The organism is Wolbachia endosymbiont of Rhagoletis cingulata (genome assembly GCF_048537655.1).
GTDB classification, from domain to species: domain Bacteria; phylum Pseudomonadota; class Alphaproteobacteria; order Rickettsiales; family Anaplasmataceae; genus Wolbachia; species Wolbachia pipientis.
Map to the genome: position 1 here is coordinate 1,412,185 of NZ_CP175927.1, position 17,942 is coordinate 1,430,126.

The following is a 17,942-nucleotide window of genomic DNA, read 5'->3' on the forward strand; positions in this document are numbered from 1 at the left end:
ATTGCTGTATCTTAACAAAAAGGTATAACGAATGTAGGAGGGTGCTTTATGTCTCTAAAGAATAAAATTTCTGAGTTAATAGAACAACAATTTAGCATTAAATACCATGACAATTATTTGGCTTACACTATACATAATTGGGCTGCAAGCGAAATATCTGATTCTATTACTTTTTGCATAATTGGTTGTGGAAATTGCAAGATTGGATATCAAGATGTTGCAAAGTCATTCAACATAACAAAAGAAGAAATTGACCAAGGTAATATTGCAAGCATAGAAAGTAAAATAAAAAGTGAAGCTGAAAAATCAGGTAGCGAGTTTTCTGAGTTGATTTCTAGAGTGGATCAATCGCTAAAAGAGCAGAGTGAAAAGTCTATTGTACAAATTTTAGATTCATCCGCTGAGGAGATGTTAAGGAGTTTCTGTGATAGCCCTGTACAGTCTCCAGAGCCTCAAGAACCCTCTGCTTCATCTGAAGAGCATGCTACAGAAGGCCCAGAAACTAGTGTTAATTCAGATCTTTTGTCAACCTAATCAACCCCATATATATGTTTTTTTTGTACCCATGCTTTGCGTTTTGGGGTGGAAAGAAAGCACCATTCTTCGTTGCATTTTTCTATCTTCATCACAACAAACTTGTCTATTTTCATAGTAATCTTGCTGTCTACACTCTGTTTTTGATATCCATAAGTATCTTCTTTTACAATCGCGTAGCGCTTATCACTAAGAAGATTGCCTTTTATCCATCCGCAGTCTTCATCTATATCGCAGACCTTTTTCCAACTCTCAAACTCTTCTATCACTTTCAGGGGCAGATTTTTGCAAGTGTATATCCATTTTACAGGATAGTGAAACCCTGGCCCCGTTCTCATGTTGATCTTCTTTGATTTGGTTGAAACAAAGTTGTTAGCAAACAAGCTATGGCTAAATAATAAAAACAATAGGATAATAGTACTGAACCAAGATCCCAGTGTCACGCACTGGGATAACGTGAGGGATAGTGTAACAGACTTATTCATCATAATTCACGATTAGGTTGACATAAGATAAAGAGTAAATTAAAAATTGAATAGATCTTTAAATGCAAAATCAATGCCTATAGAAATATTAATGCCTGCTCTTTCACCAACAATGAGCAAAGCTGGAGGAAAAATTGTAAAGTGGCATAAAAAAGAACAAGACAAAGTTGAAGTAGGCGACGTAATTGCTGAGATAGAGACTGATAAAGCCATAATGGAGTTTGAATCTATAGATGAAGGAGTTTTAGCAAAAATTTTAGTAACAGAAGGAACAAGTGGCGTGCCTGTAAATCAACCAATAGCTTTAATGCTGGAAGAAGGAGAAGATGAAAGTGCACTTAACAACTATACTTCAACTTCCATCAATAGTGCAGTTAAAAAGGAAGTGACAAAAAGTGCTGTTGATAATCAAAAATCAGAACACCAAGATTTAAACGGAAAGCCAATAAGTCATTCTTCGGTGTCATTCCAGCGCGTGACGCTGGAATCCAACCCCTCAATGTCATCCCAGTGCTTGACACTGGGATCTAGAAAAGAAGAATGGATCCCAGTGTCAGCTACTCAGATGACAGAGGGTTATGCAGAAGGTAGAACAAAAATAAGCCCATTAGCTAAGAAAATAGCTCAAAATGAAGGGGTTAATGTGCAGCAATTAAAAGGTACAGGACCATATGGTCGCATAATTAAGGCTGATGTGTTGGAGTTTTTAGGCAGTGGTATACATACTGAAAGTCCTGAGAAAGATACCATAGTTGAAGTAAGCAACATGCGCCAAGTGATAGCACAGCGCCTGACTGAATCAAAACAGAATGTTCCACATTTTTATTTAACTGTAGACTGCCAGGTTGATAAGTTAATATCGTTAAAAAACGAGATTAACTCAGCAGATGAAAACAATAAAGTAACAATTAATGATCTAATCATAAAAGCTGCAGCTTTCAGCATGAAAAAATTTCCTGATATAAATTCTTCGTGGATAGATAATAAAATACTGAGATATTCAAATATAGATATTTCAATCGCTGTGGCACTTGAAGATGGGCTAATTACTCCTATAGTAAAAAATGCTGATAAAAAGGGTATTTTATCTATATCAAAAGAAGTGAAAGATTTAGTAAGCAGAGCAAGATCTGGAAAATTGAAACCTGAAGAGTTTCAAGGAGGAGGGTTTACTATCTCCAACTTAGGGATGTTTGGTATAAAAGCCTTCAGTGCTATAATCAATCCGCCGCAATCTTGCATTATGGCAGTTGGTGCATCTAAAAAACAACCAATTGTTATGAATGAGAAAATAGAAATAGCAGAAATAATGACAGTAACGCTCTCTGTTGACCATAGAGCAGTTGATGGGGCACTCGGAGCAAAGTTTTTAAATGCCTTTAAGCATTATATAGAGAATCCTCTGGTGATGCTTATTGAAACTGCGGTAATCTATTAGCATTGTTATTACAAAATTAATACCTCTAAGTTTATACTTTTATTAGTTAATAGGTTTAGAGGTAAAAAAATGAATACTACAGTAGAAAAAAATAATCCAAAAATTTTTCCTCAAAATGAAGGAAAGATTAACTCAAAAGGCATGGTTGCCCCACCTGTTCCTCCGAAATCTTCCCAAGCTAAATTTGCTGGAATAAAAGCAATTTTTGAGCGAAATGTACCTCATTCTCAAGCAAATGATAGTAATAAAACAGTGAGTAGCAATCTTGGAAGAACATTTGGCCCAACAATGCAAAAACTCATGGAAGACAACATTCATAGCACTCCTAACAAACAACGCCGCAATTCAGGGGATAGTGGTATCAGTGATATTAGTAGCAGCACTTCTGATGATGAGGATAGAACAATAAAAGATAAAATGATGGAAAATGTTAAGCAGGATAACCATCAAAAAAGCTTTGATTTACATAAAGTACAAGCAACTGATGAATTAGAAACCGTAAAATTTCTCAAAACGCTAAGCAAGAAAGAAAGAGAAAAACTTGGTTTTTCTCCTAAACAGCAAAATAACCAAAAGGTTGAGACTAGCAAAAAAACTTATAATCCACTTGATTGGAATCCAATCTATCAAGGTAAAAAGCTCTTTAGCTTAGGCAATATGTCGAGTAATTCGTCTTCATGTAGTGAAAAAAGCAATATTTCAGATGTAAGCGATAAGTCTAATAATTCAAACATTGTTAGATGTAATATTACTAGGAGTAACAGTAAGGAAGACCTTCGTAAACCTGATGCTTCACATAATGACAAATCTGCAGGTAAAAAATTATCTAATGTCAATGTAAGCGAATTAATCAGAAAGTTTGAACAAGGTAATGACATAGTAAAAGGGCGTTAATCAAATGTTACCCTATCTTTGTATATGTAAAGGTAGGGTATCTTTTCAAAATAGTATATCCTTTATAGCTTTGTTAATTTTTGACTCCCTCTCTGCAAAAGCAGTTTCTAGAGAGGTTTTAAGTTTTTCCCATTCTTCTTGACCATTTAGAACTAAAGATTTATATTCATTTTCAATTTTTTCCAATGCTCTTTGATATGAAAAACCTAATTCCTCATATATATCAATATTTATCGATTGCAGTATTACCAAAAATGAAAACAAATTCGGATCAGGTAATTCTTCTCTTGTGTGATTCAGAAGACACAGCTTTATTTTTTTTACGCAGTATTCTATTGTTTTTAACGATAGTGACAGGCTTTCTGCATAAAATATAAAACTATCTACAATCAAATTTTTTGACTTTTTCGGTAATTTAATATTTTCAAATAGTTCTTTTGTAAATTTTTCTATCGGTTGTTTTGGCAAATGTAAAGAGAGATCAGTAAAAGATTTTAGGTCAAAATTTGGTCCAAGTATTGTGCTGATTGCTCTTTGTACATTACTCTTATCTTTACTTACAGAAATAATGAAAACCAGCCCCTCCACATCAAGCATATACTTTATAGATTCCAAAAAATCGACAACGAATTTAGGACGGCACACATCAAGATTATCCACCATTATATAAATGTTTTTGTCTTTTCTGATTTTATTAACCACATCCGCTAACTGTGTTTTAAAATCTCTAGTACTCTCTTTTCTTCTTTGGAGAAGACTTAATTCACTCAAGACAAAACCTATGTCTTTTTTATCAGCCTCTTTTGCAGCATCAAGAAATACTGAAAGCATAGCAAGTGGAGATTTACTGATCAGCTTTCCTAGTGTGTTTAGAGAAAATAGCTCTTGGTTTATGTTCTTGAACTGTTGTATAACACTTCTTTTTACTTTATACGATACAAATAAATCTTCAAATAGGAAATTTAAAAAAGAAGGCAGTGGTTGGTCCAATGCATTGATATCCCATGCACTATAATAAGCTGCAATTTCATTTTGCTGTTTTAACTCTTTTACCCATTCTTTCAAAAAAAACGTCTTGCCCCATCCATCATATCCTTCCAAAGATATTATTGCAAAAGACTGATCAATTGTTTTAATTATAGTGTTGAATTTACCTGAAAATTGCTTATAGTTTAGGTGGTTATTTTCCCAAGCCACCACTTTAAGTGGTGGCACTATTTTTTTCTTTTTGAATGTTATTAGCGATATAAGTTTTTTTAAGCACATGTCTTATTTTATATTTAACTCATATTCTTGTCTTGAAGTAAGTGCTATCCTCAGCGTTCCTTCATCAAGATAGTCAATTTCTCCGCCCATTGGTATGCCGCAAGCAAGGCGTGATATTTTCACATCCAAATTTTTTAGCAATTCAATTATATATTGTGCAGTAACTTGGCCCTCTAATGTCGGATTAATTGCGATAATTATCTCTTCAATTTTAGACTCTGTCACTCTTTTCAGAATAGTGTCAAGGTTGAGTTCTTTTGGACCTATGCCATTTATTGCAGACAATCTGCCACCCAAAACATGGTATAAACCTGAATATATATTTCCTTTTTCAAACGCCCATAGATCACCTAATTCTTCTACTACACACAGTAACTTAGTGTCACGTTTTGGGTTAGTACAAATAGAACAAGGTGACTTAGTATCTAGATTTCCGCAAACTTCACACTCTATTATAAGATCTGCTAGCTCTTTAATCAAAGATGCAAGTGGTAGCATAACTTTTTCTTTGTTTTGGAGTAAATGTATAACTAACCTGCGTGATGATGATGGCCCTAAACTTGGCAATTTAGAGAAAGCATGAACTAGATTCTTTATGTTAACGTTCATTCAATAAATTCAGAATAGGCAGTCAAATGGTAACATCAAACCCTTTGTAAAGAAAGTGGTAAGTTTCTCTTGATCCCACTTTGATTAGCTATAGAAAAAATTTTTAACTCTAACGCAAAAAATTACTTCCGCACACTTAAAGCCTGATTATAATAGACTTCTTGCATAATCCAAACTAAGTAGAAAAAAGGTATCATCCGAGTAGCTCTCCTTTGTCATCCTAGTGCCTCCTTTTTTGTCATCCCAGTGCCCAGACACTGGGATGGCTTTGTTGCATCGCTAGCTATGATGGATTAAAGATAAAAAAGGTGGAGAATATCAGTAGCTTATTATTCTGGTATTTATAACAAGAACGGTCAGTGAATACCTAATTTTGAGTAAAAGAAATTTCACTACCACTCACTAATCCGGCTAAAATTCAAGAATTTCAATGCTTTAGCTATTTTCAATAGAATTAAATTTATTAATATAAATAACAAGTTACTATTCTTAAATTTTATCAGATTGATTGCAAAAAAAACAAGATTTTCAATAAGTTGCTTATAATCCTAATTATAGTTAGCCTTTCATAAGTAGCGATGCAACAAAGCCCACTGGGATCCAGGAATTTTATTAAGTTTGTAAGCATAAAAGTATAGCTAACGTGAGCTCTACGTCATACTGCCGCGAACCGTCATACCGCGATTCATTCGCGGTATCTCTTAGCCGCTAACACGTAGCGGGATGACGGTTGTCAGGCTAGCTGTCATCCCAGTGCCCAGACACTGGGATCCAGAAATTTTAATTGTAAGTAAGCATACTGGGTTGATAAGTATAAAAGTAGCTAGAAAATAAACATTTTTGATGAGATTATATGGAAAACTGGATGCCAGTGTCAAGCACTGGCATGACACCCTTCACGGACTTTTAAATTACTTTAGCTATAAATATTAAGAAATTTACCAAATGAAAAAAAAGGCAAAAGAAGCCCTGGGGTTATTATCCGCTTTAAAATATTGGCGTTTTTTATGTTTTAAACGCTTGACAAGCGAGATTCAGCCGCTTTTAATTGCAACTAACTTACGCTGCAAATGTTTAAGAAATTTACTAAGCAGAAAAAAAGACAAAGAATCCCCGAGTTAGCTAGTCTTTTACTATCTCTGTCGAGTATTGGCATTTTTTGATGTCTTGTAACGCTTTATAAGCGCGTTCAGCTTATTTAGATAAAAATCTAGATGTAGATGAAGTTTTGTAAAGACATGCAGTATCTATATACTGCAAAAAATTGAACATAAGACGCCGATACATTAAGTAATCCTTACCTTTTAATCTGCAGATTGGCGAAAGCAAATACAATAGCTTCAGTTTCATGATAAGGGGGCTGGCGAGGTTTGTCAAGGAAGTTTTTTCGTTTCTATGTTGTCAGCTACTTGGATGACGCCAATCTGAGTTGACTACACCAACTCACATTCAGCAAAAAAGAAAGCTATCTCCTTACGAGCATTTTCTAGACTATCTGAGCCGTGAACTCTATTTTCACTAATATCATCAGCAAAATCACCCCTGATTGTGCCTTTATCTGCCTGCTTTGGATCGGTAGCTCCCATGATTTGTCTGTATTTACTTACTGCATTTTCACCAACTAAAACTTGAACTACCACAGAACCAGAGGTCATAAACTCTACTAATTCCCCAAAAAAAGGCCTATCTTTATGAATTTCATAAAACAGCTCTGCTTGTTTTTTTGTTAGTAACATCATTTTTTGTGCTGTGATTTTCAGCCCAGATTGTTCGATGTAGGAATTTATATTGCCTGTAATATTATTTTTTACTGCATCAGGTTTTAATATCGAAAGTGTTCTCTCAATTGCCATATTATTTCCTTATATAAAATAGTATATTTATAGATTTATTTTATTGTAAATTTTGATTTGATAAAAGCAGTTTTTTATTTATAGTTAAGAATAAACCATCAAGGAGGTATTGTATGGGTGAATGTTGTAAAAATAACACTACTAAACAAGCTGAGCCTACCACTAAAAAACAAGCTAAATCTACTACTAAAAAATTAGTAAGTAACTTTAAGTCATCACTTTTTTGTGGAACAAAAGGGTTTTTGACTTTTAGTCTGGCATTTTTAAGTTATTTGGAATATAGTTCACATCATAATACAAAATTAAAAGAAGGTGCTGCCTTTGCAATGAAAAGAAACACTATTCCATTTCTTGAAATGACAATCATAGCACCGCTTGTTTGTTTTGCACTGCCAGCTATGCTAGGCAGTATGAGCCTCATGCAATGCGCACTTTTATGTGCTTCCTTAATGATTGCCACATGTTTTATTGTCAGAACTTTTCATCTGCGTGAGAAGTTAATGGAAAAAATCACTAACCATAGTAGAAAAGAAATAGACGCGGAATTTAAGAAAGATACTATAAAATTTCCTATCTTTGATCAAAATAGAAAACACACCGAGTATAATTCGCCTAACTCAGGGCGACTACTGGATGAAACAAGTAGCACCTCTCTTTTCGTTAAAGTTTTACTTTTTCCCCTCAAGGTTCTTCTGAATGTCCTGCAAAGTTGTATAATGCTATCTTTAGCTGCTGTTGAACTTCTTGAAACGGTACCAAGTCTTTTTGTCGATACATTTTTCGATTGGAACTTCACATCCACCAAGAGTAACCTGAAGAGATCAGGCCACTTATTGTATGCCAGTGTAAGAAATTTAGTGCCTATAACTAAATTTGATGAGTGTGTAGCTAATTTTATAGGCACCCCAGAAGTAACTTGTTGTAGTAGTGCGTAGGTGAAAAAGGCAGTTATCTTATTTAATCTTGGCGGGCCTGATTCACTAAATGCGGTCCGTCCTTTTTTATTCAACCTTTTTTATGACAGGAGAATAATCAATCTACCGAATCCCTTTCGGTTTCTTTTAGCAAAGTTTATATCTGCGAAACGAGAAAATACTGCACGAAAAATATACGAGGAAATTGGAGGTAAATCGCCAATTCTAGAGAATACAAAAATGCAAGCTAATGCTTCAGAACTAAAATTAAACGAAAATAGAAACCATGTACACAAGGTATTCATCTGCATGCGCTATTGGCGTCCATTTGCTGACGAAGTTATTGAAAGTGTAAAACAGTTTGATCCTGACGAAGTAATTCTGCTGCCACTGTATCCACAATATTCAACTACCACAACTCTGTCATCCATCGAGAATTGGCAAAAAAATGCTAAACGGTATGGCCTAAAATGCAATACAAAAATGATTCACCGTTATTATGATAACCAAGATTTTATTGAAGCTCACGCTAATCTGATAGCTAAGTACTATAAATTGGCTAGAAAAATCGGTAAACCAAGAGTCCTATTTTCAGCCCATAGCTTACCTCTTAGTATCATTAAAAAGGGCGACCCTTACGCTTCACAGGTAGAAAGAAGCGTAGAGTTAATAGTAGAAAAGTTAGCTATCAATAACTTAGATTGGTCAATATGTTATCAGAGTAAGATTGGTCCTGTAAAATGGCTAGAGCCAAGCACTGAAAGTGAGCTATTACGCGCAAAAGCTGATGGTGTACCTGTAGTTCTATCACCTATATCTTTTGTTTCTGAGCATTCAGAAACTCTAGTTGAACTTGATATAGAATATAAAGCAATTATCAAGGATGGATATTACTTTCGTGTGCCAACTCTCAGTACCGATCCCTTGTTTATAAAATGCTTAGCCGATTTGTGCATAAATCTCCCTTAAAGTCCTGATTCATAGGGCTTTTCTTTTAGGATTTTATGTGATAGAATAACAGGAAGTTATTAACTATTTCATGCCAAACAAGCTAAAAAAGAAATCTAACATACTCGCACAAAGGGTGCATGATATTTATGATCATGATTTCAGGAAGGTAATCTGCATCACAACAGGTTTAACAGCCCTATTGTGTAAGATTTCACTGCAATTTTGCTGCGAGTTCATTGACAATAATAGATCCAATATCTTTCTTATACGGAATGTTGCTCGACTAGTAAAGTTTCCGACATCTATTCTATACATTGCCCATTCTGCATTTACTCTACAGGATCTAATTAAGGATTACAGAAACCCTGAGAGTAAAAAAGAGCTGGCAAAAATTGTGGGTAAATCGGCTAATCTTGCAAGCAGCACCATAGAAGCATTGATGATGTTGAAAGTCATCCATTTTTTGGCTAGAGGTAATGCAGATGTAACAAGTTATATTAGTTCAACATCAACGATCCTATTTTTGTTCATTTCAGAACCTATAAGCTATTATTATACATGCAAGAAATATCTGGATAATAAGGATCCTGAAAAGTCTGCTAAGTGTAAGAAGGACCTTATTATCAGCACATTAACTTTGTCGTTAGGTTTATTAAACTTCATATTAAGAAGGATAGAAACTCCAACTATACCAATAAACTTGGGTAGTGGTATAATCTATAATTTCAACTTAAGCGTAACAGTCAGCATAATATATAGTGCAGTATTTCTTGCAGTTCAACTTGATAAGTTGTTTAATCAACCTGTCAATGATGATCCTTCCACTGAACTTGATGATGTTCATAATATAAACGGTCATTCTAATGACAGCACTGTAGAGGTATAAGAATTAGGGATGAAAAGATTTTATTTCTACTGCCAACGCTAGTACTGCTAATTTGCTAACAATACTCCAAAGTGATAGAATTTTACCTTCTACAACCTGGCTAACATCATGAAACTCACAGTCAGTGGCATTCAAGCTAGAATATACATCTTTTCTGCTATTACATCGGTATAAGTAACATGTTGAAGTATCTCCTATATAGTATATTAGCGGTTCTGCAGAACTGCTTTTAAACATGTCAATGGTTGGTACACCTTCTTGTATAATAACGCTATTGATTGCTATTCCTTCTTTTATCTTTTTCATTTTATGACGCTTTTTTTTATTGAGGTTTAATATTTCCTCTCCACTTGTTGCTGTTATAATGCCCATCCCATATGTGCCATTGCTTGCTTTGATAAAAACGTAAGGTTGTGTTTTTATTTTATATTCTTCGTATTTTTTTTGCACTAGAGATAATATTTGGTCAACTTTAGTTGCTACTGCTCCTAGTGACAAATCATCATCAAAATCAACTCCATCACAGCTCTCTGTAAGCACAGAAATTAGCCATGGGTCTATTTTAAATTTGCCACAAAACTCAGATGCTAATTCTTGATAGATTTCAAAATACTTAAATTTCTGCCTGCTATGCCAACCGTATAGTGGGCTTGGTACTATATCTTGCTTTACGTCTTTCAGCGTGTCTGGAATGTGGCTCGTCATATCACGGTTCAGTATAATAACATCAGGCACAAATCCTGAAGTTGTCTTTAGCAGAGAGTTTTCTTTCACAACAGTTTCATACTGTTCTATTAAATTGTATACTTCATTATATAAAAGGCCAATTCTAGTCTCAAAACCTGCGAGTTGTAGTATTTTCTCTATAACAAATACGTTTTCTATATACATTTTATTGCGTGTATAATTTTCCGGTATTATAAGAACCTTTTTGTATTGATGTCTTTTAAAATAGCTTTTTATCAATCTTGCTGCCATCGTTCTTGATTCTTCACTTAAGTTATTGAACCCCGCAGGAAATAAATTAGCGTCTACTGGAACGATTTTATAGCCAGAGTTTCTAAGATCTATAGAGCTATAAAATGGCGATGTAAGGCCATTAAATTTTGCTTCGAACCAATTATTTATACTTTTTTCCAAATCTGGGTGAATTATGTTTTGCATCTGCACTTTAAATGTTATAAGGAAGGTATTATATTATAAGCTATAGTTGAACATATTTAGTAAATTTGACTAAAGATTAAAGTATAATGAGATTCTTATTTAAAGTGATAGAAAAATGATTCAACACGATAACAATAAAATGTATGGCACTACTATATTATCAATTAGAAAAGATAAAAGTGTAGTAGTAATAGGTGACGGACAAGTTTCACTGGGCCACACTGTTATAAAATCTGGAGCAAAAAAAGTTAGGCGTCTTTCTGGTGATTCCGTAATTGCTGGATTTGCCGGGGCAACAGCCGACGCATTTACTCTTTTTGAAAGATTAGAATCTAAACTTGACAAGCACCCAGGGCAATTAATGAGAGCATGTGTTGAACTTGCAAAAGACTGGAGAATGGATAAATATCTGAGGAAATTAGAAGCTATGATGATCGTTGCAGATAAATCTATTTCATTAGTAATTACGGGAACAGGTGATGTTCTTGAACCTGAAGATGGAGTCGCAGCTATTGGCTCTGGGGGAAATTTTGCTCTATCTGCAGCAAGAGCTTTAATTGACATTAAAGGAATATCAATAGAGGAAATTGCGAAAAAGGCTATGAAGATAGCTGGCGATATATGTGTTTATACAAATCATAATGTAGTTATTGAAAAGATAGAGGAGTGATATGTCTTCCAAGCAAAAAACTTTATGCACCAATTTTTCCAATCAGCCCATAACCCTTTCAGAAGGGCGGTCTTGTAGTAGTGACACCTACGATGAAAAAGATAACCTCTATAAAGATACTAAGAGTGGTTTTGATTCAAATGACAGCGATGTTCAAGTTAATGACAGCACTCAAGTTTTGTTAGATGACCTGCCACCACAGAAGATAGTTAAAGAATTGGACAGATTCATAATCGGACAGGATGATGCAAAGCGTGCTGTTGCTATTGCGCTCAGAAATCGTTGGCGTCGCAATCAGGTTCCATTTCCATTGCGTGATGAAATCATACCTAAGAATATATTGATGATCGGTCATACAGGGGTTGGTAAAACTGAAATAGCTCGTCGCTTAGCAAAACTTGCCGGTGCACCGTTCATAAAAATTGAGGCAACGAAGTTTACTGAAATAGGGTACGTTGGACGTGACGTTGATTCGATAATACGCGATTTAGTTGATGCAGCAATAGTTTTAGTTAAAGAGAAAGCCCGTAAAGCCTTAGCTAAAAAGGCTTTAATTTTAGCTGAGAAAACAATAGTAAACTCTATGGTAGGCGAAAATGCAACCGAAGAGAGTAAAAAAATTTTTAGAGAAAGGTTGAGGAATAAAGAGTTTGAGGACGGAGAAGTTTCTATTAACGTCAGAGAGAGCAAGAGTATGTTACCTACTTTCGATATACCAGGCATGCCAGGTGGGCAAGTTGGTGTGATGAATGTAACAGAAATAATGGGCAAGATGTTTAACGGGAGCAAAAAAACAAAAACTATTACGGTGAAGGTAAAAGAAGCGCGTGAAATATTAATTAATGAAGAAAGTGAAAGGCTAATGGATGAAGATAAGATAATCAAAGAAGCCATTGATCTTGTTAGTAATGACGGTATAGTATTTTTGGATGAAATAGACAAAATTGCAGCGCGTACAGAAGTAAAAGGTGAAGTAAACAGAGAAGGAGTGCAACGCGATCTGTTACCATTACTTGAAGGAACAACTGTTACAACTAAGTATGGCCATGTAAAAACAGACTATATATTATTTATTGCATCTGGTGCTTTTCATCAGTCTAAACCATCTGACCTCTTACCGGAATTGCAGGGCAGATTACCGATCAGGGTAGAACTTAAGGCACTTACTCAAGAGGATTTAATAAGAATATTAAAGGAACCAGAATCTAGTTTGTTAAAGCAGTACATAGCTTTAATGAAAACAGAAAATGTGACACTTGAGTTCACTGATGATGGTATAAAAACCATAGCTGAAATAGCGTTTACAGTTAATAGGCAAGTGGAAAATATAGGCGCAAGAAGGCTTCACACTGTCATGGAGAAGCTTTTAGATGAAATAAGTTTCATTGCTTCTGAGAAAAATAGCGAAAAATTCATTATAGACAGCAAGTATGTAAAAGATAAACTTGAGTCAATTTCGAAGCAGCTTGATTTATCTAAGTTTATACTTTAGGAAAAACGAAAAGCCTACTTTAAGTAGTATAGAGAGTGTTCAGAAGATTAGCCAGTAGACCTAAAATTTCAGCTATATTCTTTAGGCTGTTTTTCAACAGTAGAATGGTGTGCTGCGACCTCTTGCTTAACATCTAAGCTTAAGTCAATTATTGAGATATTTTCTTCATCATAATCTATGTCTTTTATTAACATATCGTCAGTAATAGTCAAAAGGTCAGGCGGAGAAAGAATAGTTCTTTTATTACCAGCTCTCATTCCCACAACTCCAAGCTCTATAGCAAGTGGTATTTTTTTATCGCCAACCCTAAATTGCACTGTTTGATCTTTGACTATATATTCCCCATTATGCTCCTTTACGCTATATTTAACCGATATCTCATCACCGCACCTTACTTGTTTTCCAGTCTTGTTAATTAAGTCATTAAAAACCATCAGATTATTTACTGAGTCGGGATATTTATCCTTTACTTCGATCAGTTTGACGTAATAAGAATTAAAATTCATTTTGTTCTCGTTGGCAATAGTAACTACACGCTCTCCGCCTTCTTTCATACCTATTACCCCTAAACTCACTTCTTTTAGGTCATCTTGACCTATTTTCAAAGTAACATCAGAAACTTTGCTAGGGAGTGTTGCTGAGTTATTATTAGAAATTTTATATATTTGCAATAGGACTTCCAGGCCACAAAAAGCCTTGCTGCCACTGCCTTCAGTAATTTCATAAAAATTTATTGAATCTTCTTCCTTTTGCTGCGTTATTTCTTCTAAATATTCTGTCAGCCCATGCTTTTCAATATAGCGGTCAAGTGCTGATTCAAGTATTGGCTTCACTAGGTAATGTGCTATCGTCTGTATCAAACCACCATGCGTGGCATTTATCTCATAAAGCTTGTCCTTTTTTTCCGGTTTACCTTTGTTTATATAGACAATAGTAAACACAAAAGCAGAAGTTAAAGTGAGAATCATTACTACGGAAATAAGCATTTGTAATATAATTTTTCTAACCATCTTTCTTTACTTGATTCAATAAATCATATAAATAATTAGTATCCCCTGAAAGCGCACTCAAATTATCCAAGCCTTGTTTAAAGAGGCCGTCTATATAGTCCTCTACTTCACTTTTACCAAGCACAGACATAAGATTATTTGTTTTATCTTGTTCGTAGTCTTCAATATCATCCTTAGCTTGAAAGATAAGCCCTAGATTTATTCCATAGTTATATAACGCTTTACGTTGCTTGTCTGTAGCACCCCCTATTATAGCACCTATTTCACATGAAGCTGCAAATAGTTTTGCGGTTTTCATCAAATGAATTTCTTTTATTTTATCAGCTTGGCCCGACGTCATTCCAGCGTCATACATACAGCCGTACGAATGTTGTAGTTTTAAGGTAGAAAGGGTGTCATGCAAGTAGCTGACACTGGAATCCATTTCATGTTCAGCTCCACTATCGCATGGCTTTTTGCACGAAATGCTTGTAGGCAAAGCCTTCTGGATCCCAGTGTCCGCTACTTGAATGACAGAGGGTTGGGGGCTAAAATCTATATGCTCACTGTTAATATCTAAAGCCTGTCCTCCCACCATTCCCCTAATTCCTATTGCCTGAGAAAGAACTTTTATGATCTCACAGCGTTTCTCATTTAACGAAGATAATACCTCAAAAGCCAGAGTAAGTAGTGCATCTCCGGCAAGCACTGCTGTTGCTTCATCAAATTTTTTATGGCAGCTTAGCTGGCTTCTGCGAGTATCACTGTTGTCCATGCACGGTAAATCATCGTGAATTAGAGAGTAAGCATGAACAAATTCAATTGCTGCAGCAACTGATATTACTTTTTTAGCTTCCGCGTTAAACACTCGCGATGAAGCTACGACTAAAAAGGAGCGTATATGTTTTGCAGGAGCAAGGAGTATATAACGCATAGCTGATATAAGCTTATTCTCGCTATTTTCGGGTAAGAGTTTATTTACTTCTACAATAAGCAAATTTTTTGTTGTTTCGTCTAGCATTTTTGAATTGTTAATTGTTTAGCACGTAACGCTAGCCAGCTAGGGCAGTAGAAAACTTTACTGTAGTTTACCAGTTATAAAAGATATTGCAAACATAAAAATTTTTTATAACATCAAAGAATAGGTTATTTTTTTGGTAAGAAATGTGAATAGCGAACTAGCAAAGAGCACTAGAGAAGACATAGAAGAAAAAGTGAAAAAGATTATACTAGAGCATATTAGTAAGGATGTAGAGAAATTCAACAGCTCTTCAAAGCTTTCGGAGCATGGTACAGACAGCTTAGATGCAGTTGAAATCATCATGGCAGCAGAAGAAGAGTTTGGAATAGAAATTCCAGATGAAGACGCACAAAAAATGGAAACTATGGAGCAAATAGTTGAGTACATTAATAATAAAAAAGGCTAATAGTTAGTGTTAAATGAGCAGAAGAGTAGTAGTCACTGGTGTTGGTTTAATCACTCCACTAGCGGCAGATGTTGACAACACTTGGTCAAGGCTAATAAAAAGTGAGTCTGGCATAAAAGCAATCAATACGGATAGATTTGACTCTTCTGATCTTGCTTGCAAAATTGCAGGGCAGGTGCCGTTGCAATCAGACAACATTGAGCACCATTTCAATCCACTAGATTATATTTCTGAGAAAGACTCAAAAAGGACAGATCGTTTTATCCATTACGGTATTGCAGCAGCTATTCAGGCAGTAGATGATTCATTAATTTTGGAAAGCCAAAATATCAATCGGGAACGTGTTGGTGTGACTATTGGCTCTGGTATAGGTGGTCTTCCGTCAATTCAGGAAAATGTTATTACCATGCAGGAAAAAGGGCCCAGACGTGTCAGTCCATTTTTTGTCCCTGCAAGTCTAATAAATTTGATATCTGGCCATATTTCTATTAAATACGAATTTACAGGTCCAAACGATTCAGCAGTAACCGCATGTGCAACAGGTGCGCATGCAATCATAAACTCAGCAAGAACTATAAAACTTGGTGAAGCGGATGTTATGATTGCAGGTGGAGCAGAAAGTGCACTGTGTAGAGTTGGAATTGCAGGTTTTGCATCTATGAAGGCGTTATCAACTAAATTTAACGATAAACCGGAAGAAGCTTCAAGGCCATGGGATGAAGAACGCGATGGTTTTGTTATGGGTGAAGGAGCAGGTATATTGGTGCTGGAGGAATACGAACATGCGAAAAAAAGGGGGGCAAAAATACATGCTGAACTGGTTGGGTACGGACTCACAGGAGATGCGCACCACATTACAGCACCACATCCAGAAGGAAGAGGCGCATTTAAGGCAATGCAGCTTGCTTTAAAGAGCGCACAAATTAATCCCAATCAAGTAGGGTATATCAATGCACATGGAACTTCAACGCCACTTGGAGATAAAATTGAAGTAATAGCAATGAAACAGTTATTCGGTGACTACGTTTATAAAATACCTGTTTCTTCAACTAAATCTTCTATAGGACATTTACTTGGTGCTGCAGGGAGCGTTGAAGCAATATTCAGTATTCTTGCGTTAAATAATGGAATTATTCCGCCAACCTTAAATTTACACAAGCCTTCAGAAGGATGTGATTTAAATTTTGTACCGTTTAAAGCTCAGGAGCATAAAATTCAATATGCACTTTCTAATTCGTTTGGTTTTGGTGGCACTAATGCATCGCTCATATTTGGACAAGTTTAGTTGATGTCACCCCAGTGTCTTCCTCTTGTCATTCCAGTACCCTCCTCTTGTCATGCAAGCAGCTCTCCTACTGTCATCCCAGCACGTGACACTGGGATGACAAACGGTTGTGAAAGGGAATACATATAAAAATTAAACTATCAATAGCAATTCAAAAAGAAAAAATATTCTATTCATCCCTGAAGAAGTATTTTATTGACAATTTATGAATAAAGATCAATAATGCAGAAAAGGAATTGATGGGCGTATGCATGAATTTAACCACTATTAATTGTACATTATTTGTTGTAATTACATATTTTTTGACGTGCATTATAGCTTGGTGCTTACCTTTCAAAGACATAACATCATTAACAACATTTGTTCCGGCTTCAGTTGCAATTTTGCTAACCATTTATAATAAACAGAAGGTAAGGGATCTTTTTAAACTTAGTTCGCCAAAAAACTGTCTATTAGGGTTTATACTTATTCTGGTAAGTATGCTAATTTCCAATGGTCTTTTGTCAATTTATTGCGGTTTTTCATTTTTCCGAGAGTCTTTTACGTTAGACCGTGTAAAGGATTTGAGTGCAGTTTTGAGTCCATTAGTGATGTTATTTGTTTTATTATCAACCTTTGTGATGTGGATCATTATGTCTCTTGGTGAAGAGATCGGTTGGCGTGGCTATCTTTTGAAAAATCTTAAAAGCAAAATATCAAATTTTTATATCAGAGCAATTATTGTCGGTATTATTTGGTCAGTATGGCACATACCAACTTATGTGGTTGCTGGCTCAGCTTTGTGGAAGGATGGCTTTACATTCCCGACTATTTGTGCTTATACCCTTTATATTTGTGCAATGTCTATAATGTTTACCTGGTTGTTTGAAAAAGACAACTCGATTTGGCCAGTAACTATTGCTCATGCAACAAATAATCTTGTGTATAGTGTTTTGAGCATTCTAATGCCGTCTCCTCCTCTGTCAACTTTCGATGCAGTAATTCGCCTTACATTAGGAGCAGCTGGTTATTTCATTGTTGCAATTGGTGTTATTTGGTTTGATAAAGCTCGAGAGCGTCATTTGAGTAATTCATAGTATAAAATT

The 17,942-nt window shown here is 35.3% G+C and carries 19 protein-coding genes; 11 read left to right on the forward strand and 8 right to left on the reverse strand.

Translation table 11 applies throughout. From position 1 onward, the window contains the following. Positions 1-48 precede the first annotated feature (48 nt). On the forward strand, positions 49-534 hold the full coding sequence (locus tag ACJZL3_RS06490) for a WBM0748 family T4SS-associated protein (RefSeq protein WP_010082090.1): 486 nt from the start codon (positions 49-51) through the stop codon (positions 532-534). Here the strand turns inward: ACJZL3_RS06490 and ACJZL3_RS06495 are convergent. After that, positions 531-1,019, reverse strand: coding sequence for an SH3 domain-containing protein (locus ACJZL3_RS06495; protein ID WP_419198753.1), 489 nt, complete (start codon positions 1,017-1,019; stop codon positions 531-533). The two genes, ACJZL3_RS06490 and ACJZL3_RS06495, sit on opposite strands and share 4 nt — an antisense overlap. Positions 1,020-1,092: 73 nt before the next feature. On the opposite strand from ACJZL3_RS06495, the gene ACJZL3_RS06500 reads away from it, so the two are divergent. Beyond that, positions 1,093-2,457 (forward strand): pyruvate dehydrogenase complex dihydrolipoamide acetyltransferase, encoded by a 1,365-nt coding sequence (locus ACJZL3_RS06500; protein ID WP_010963079.1) that lies wholly within the window; start codon positions 1,093-1,095, stop codon positions 2,455-2,457. A gap of 69 nt (positions 2,458-2,526) precedes the next feature. Beyond that, a complete protein-coding gene (locus ACJZL3_RS06505) occupies positions 2,527-3,351 on the forward strand; it encodes a hypothetical protein (RefSeq protein WP_007550761.1) in 825 nt (274 codons plus the stop codon). Between the two features lie 45 nt (positions 3,352-3,396). Here ACJZL3_RS06505 and ACJZL3_RS06510 read toward each other — a convergent pair whose 3' ends face one another. The 3 genes from ACJZL3_RS06510 to ndk form a co-directional block, all read right to left on the reverse strand. Next, positions 3,397-4,617 (reverse strand): P-loop NTPase fold protein, encoded by a 1,221-nt coding sequence (locus ACJZL3_RS06510; RefSeq protein WP_419198754.1) that lies wholly within the window; start codon positions 4,615-4,617, stop codon positions 3,397-3,399. A gap of 3 nt (positions 4,618-4,620) precedes the next feature. Beyond that, positions 4,621-5,226 (reverse strand): recombination mediator RecR, encoded by a 606-nt coding sequence (gene recR, locus ACJZL3_RS06515; RefSeq protein WP_010963080.1) that lies wholly within the window; start codon positions 5,224-5,226, stop codon positions 4,621-4,623. Between the two features lie 1,433 nt (positions 5,227-6,659). Continuing rightward, the gene (ndk, locus tag ACJZL3_RS06520) at positions 6,660-7,079 is read right to left on the reverse strand and encodes a nucleoside-diphosphate kinase (protein ID WP_010082097.1); all 420 of its coding nucleotides are present in this window, start codon (positions 7,077-7,079) and stop codon (positions 6,660-6,662) included. A 113-nt stretch (positions 7,080-7,192) separates the two neighbouring features. On the opposite strand from ndk, the gene ACJZL3_RS06525 reads away from it, so the two are divergent. The 3 genes from ACJZL3_RS06525 (at position 7,193) to ACJZL3_RS06535 (ending at position 9,830) form a co-directional block, all read left to right on the forward strand. Next, entirely contained in the window at positions 7,193-8,014 is an 822-nt protein-coding gene (locus tag ACJZL3_RS06525; protein WP_182282735.1) for a hypothetical protein, read from the forward strand. Then, complete coding sequence (gene hemH / locus ACJZL3_RS06530; RefSeq protein ID WP_419198755.1) at positions 8,015-8,962, forward strand: ferrochelatase; 948 nt, start codon at positions 8,015-8,017, stop codon at positions 8,960-8,962. It abuts the gene before it with no gap. 70 nt (positions 8,963-9,032) lie between these two features. Continuing rightward, positions 9,033-9,830 carry a hypothetical protein gene (locus tag ACJZL3_RS06535; protein WP_208571599.1) on the forward strand — a complete coding sequence of 266 codons (798 nt, stop codon included), beginning with the start codon at positions 9,033-9,035 and terminating at the stop codon, positions 9,828-9,830. 3 nt (positions 9,831-9,833) lie between these two features. On the opposite strand, the gene gshA is transcribed toward ACJZL3_RS06535, so the two are convergent. Then, entirely contained in the window at positions 9,834-10,994 is a 1,161-nt protein-coding gene (gene gshA, locus ACJZL3_RS06540) for a glutamate--cysteine ligase (protein ID WP_010963085.1), read from the reverse strand. Positions 10,995-11,109: 115 nt separating this feature from the next. Here gshA and hslV point away from each other — a divergent pair, with 115 nt between their 5' ends. Next, positions 11,110-11,664: an ATP-dependent protease subunit HslV gene (gene hslV, locus ACJZL3_RS06545; RefSeq protein WP_006280198.1), complete on the forward strand. Its 555-nt coding sequence runs from the start codon at positions 11,110-11,112 to the stop codon at positions 11,662-11,664. Between the two features lies 1 nt (position 11,665). Then, a complete protein-coding gene (hslU, locus tag ACJZL3_RS06550; RefSeq protein WP_006280200.1) occupies positions 11,666-13,156 on the forward strand; it encodes an ATP-dependent protease ATPase subunit HslU in 1,491 nt (496 codons plus the stop codon). A gap of 68 nt (positions 13,157-13,224) precedes the next feature. Here hslU and ACJZL3_RS06555 read toward each other — a convergent pair whose 3' ends face one another. Together ACJZL3_RS06555 and ACJZL3_RS06560 are read right to left on the reverse strand one after the other, a co-directional pair. Beyond that, positions 13,225-14,166 carry an FKBP-type peptidyl-prolyl cis-trans isomerase gene (locus ACJZL3_RS06555; protein ID WP_010963087.1) on the reverse strand — a complete coding sequence of 314 codons (942 nt, stop codon included), beginning with the start codon at positions 14,164-14,166 and terminating at the stop codon, positions 13,225-13,227. Beyond that, positions 14,159-15,166, reverse strand: coding sequence for a polyprenyl synthetase family protein (locus ACJZL3_RS06560; protein ID WP_010082029.1), 1,008 nt, complete (start codon positions 15,164-15,166; stop codon positions 14,159-14,161). The genes ACJZL3_RS06555 and ACJZL3_RS06560 overlap by 8 nt, the downstream gene beginning before the upstream one ends. A gap of 181 nt (positions 15,167-15,347) precedes the next feature. Between ACJZL3_RS06560 and acpP the strand changes: the two genes are divergently transcribed. Together acpP and fabF are read left to right on the forward strand one after the other, a co-directional pair. Further along, entirely contained in the window at positions 15,348-15,572 is a 225-nt protein-coding gene (acpP, locus tag ACJZL3_RS06565) for an acyl carrier protein (RefSeq protein WP_213863337.1), read from the forward strand. 13 nt (positions 15,573-15,585) lie between these two features. Next, positions 15,586-16,857, forward strand: coding sequence for a beta-ketoacyl-ACP synthase II (gene fabF, locus ACJZL3_RS06570; protein WP_010082030.1), 1,272 nt, complete (start codon positions 15,586-15,588; stop codon positions 16,855-16,857). Positions 16,858-17,026: 169 nt separating this feature from the next. Here fabF and ACJZL3_RS06575 read toward each other — a convergent pair whose 3' ends face one another. After that, positions 17,027-17,251 carry a hypothetical protein gene (locus ACJZL3_RS06575; protein WP_419198976.1) on the reverse strand — a complete coding sequence of 75 codons (225 nt, stop codon included), beginning with the start codon at positions 17,249-17,251 and terminating at the stop codon, positions 17,027-17,029. Between ACJZL3_RS06575 and ACJZL3_RS06580 the strand changes: the two genes are divergently transcribed. Then, a complete protein-coding gene (locus ACJZL3_RS06580) occupies positions 17,160-17,933 on the forward strand; it encodes a CPBP family intramembrane glutamic endopeptidase (protein ID WP_419198971.1) in 774 nt (257 codons plus the stop codon). The genes ACJZL3_RS06575 and ACJZL3_RS06580 overlap by 92 nt on opposite strands. Positions 17,934-17,942: the final 9 nt, after the last annotated feature.

Bases quoted from the DNA above. Each gene is read 5' to 3' on its own strand.
- ACJZL3_RS06490 (WP_010082090.1), top strand. From the start codon at position 49: ATGTCTCTAAAGAATAAAATTTCTGAGTTAATAGAACAACAATTTAGC.
- ACJZL3_RS06495 (WP_419198753.1), bottom strand. From the start codon at position 1,019: ATGAATAAGTCTGTTACACTATCCCTCACGTTATCCCAGTGCGTGACA.
- ACJZL3_RS06500 (WP_010963079.1), top strand. From the start codon at position 1,093: ATGCCTATAGAAATATTAATGCCTGCTCTTTCACCAACAATGAGCAAA.
- ACJZL3_RS06505 (WP_007550761.1), top strand. From the start codon at position 2,527: ATGAATACTACAGTAGAAAAAAATAATCCAAAAATTTTTCCTCAAAAT.
- ACJZL3_RS06510 (WP_419198754.1), bottom strand. From the start codon at position 4,617: ATGTGCTTAAAAAAACTTATATCGCTAATAACATTCAAAAAGAAAAAA.
- recR (WP_010963080.1), bottom strand. From the start codon at position 5,226: ATGAACGTTAACATAAAGAATCTAGTTCATGCTTTCTCTAAATTGCCA.
- ndk (WP_010082097.1), bottom strand. From the start codon at position 7,079: ATGGCAATTGAGAGAACACTTTCGATATTAAAACCTGATGCAGTAAAA.
- ACJZL3_RS06525 (WP_182282735.1), top strand. From the start codon at position 7,193: ATGGGTGAATGTTGTAAAAATAACACTACTAAACAAGCTGAGCCTACC.
- ACJZL3_RS06535 (WP_208571599.1), top strand. From the start codon at position 9,033: ATGCCAAACAAGCTAAAAAAGAAATCTAACATACTCGCACAAAGGGTG.
- gshA (WP_010963085.1), bottom strand. From the start codon at position 10,994: ATGCAAAACATAATTCACCCAGATTTGGAAAAAAGTATAAATAATTGG.
- hslV (WP_006280198.1), top strand. From the start codon at position 11,110: ATGATTCAACACGATAACAATAAAATGTATGGCACTACTATATTATCA.
- hslU (WP_006280200.1), top strand. From the start codon at position 11,666: ATGTCTTCCAAGCAAAAAACTTTATGCACCAATTTTTCCAATCAGCCC.
- ACJZL3_RS06555 (WP_010963087.1), bottom strand. From the start codon at position 14,166: ATGGTTAGAAAAATTATATTACAAATGCTTATTTCCGTAGTAATGATT.
- ACJZL3_RS06560 (WP_010082029.1), bottom strand. From the start codon at position 15,166: ATGCTAGACGAAACAACAAAAAATTTGCTTATTGTAGAAGTAAATAAA.
- fabF (WP_010082030.1), top strand. From the start codon at position 15,586: ATGAGCAGAAGAGTAGTAGTCACTGGTGTTGGTTTAATCACTCCACTA.
- ACJZL3_RS06575 (WP_419198976.1), bottom strand. From the start codon at position 17,251: ATGGTTAGCAAAATTGCAACTGAAGCCGGAACAAATGTTGTTAATGAT.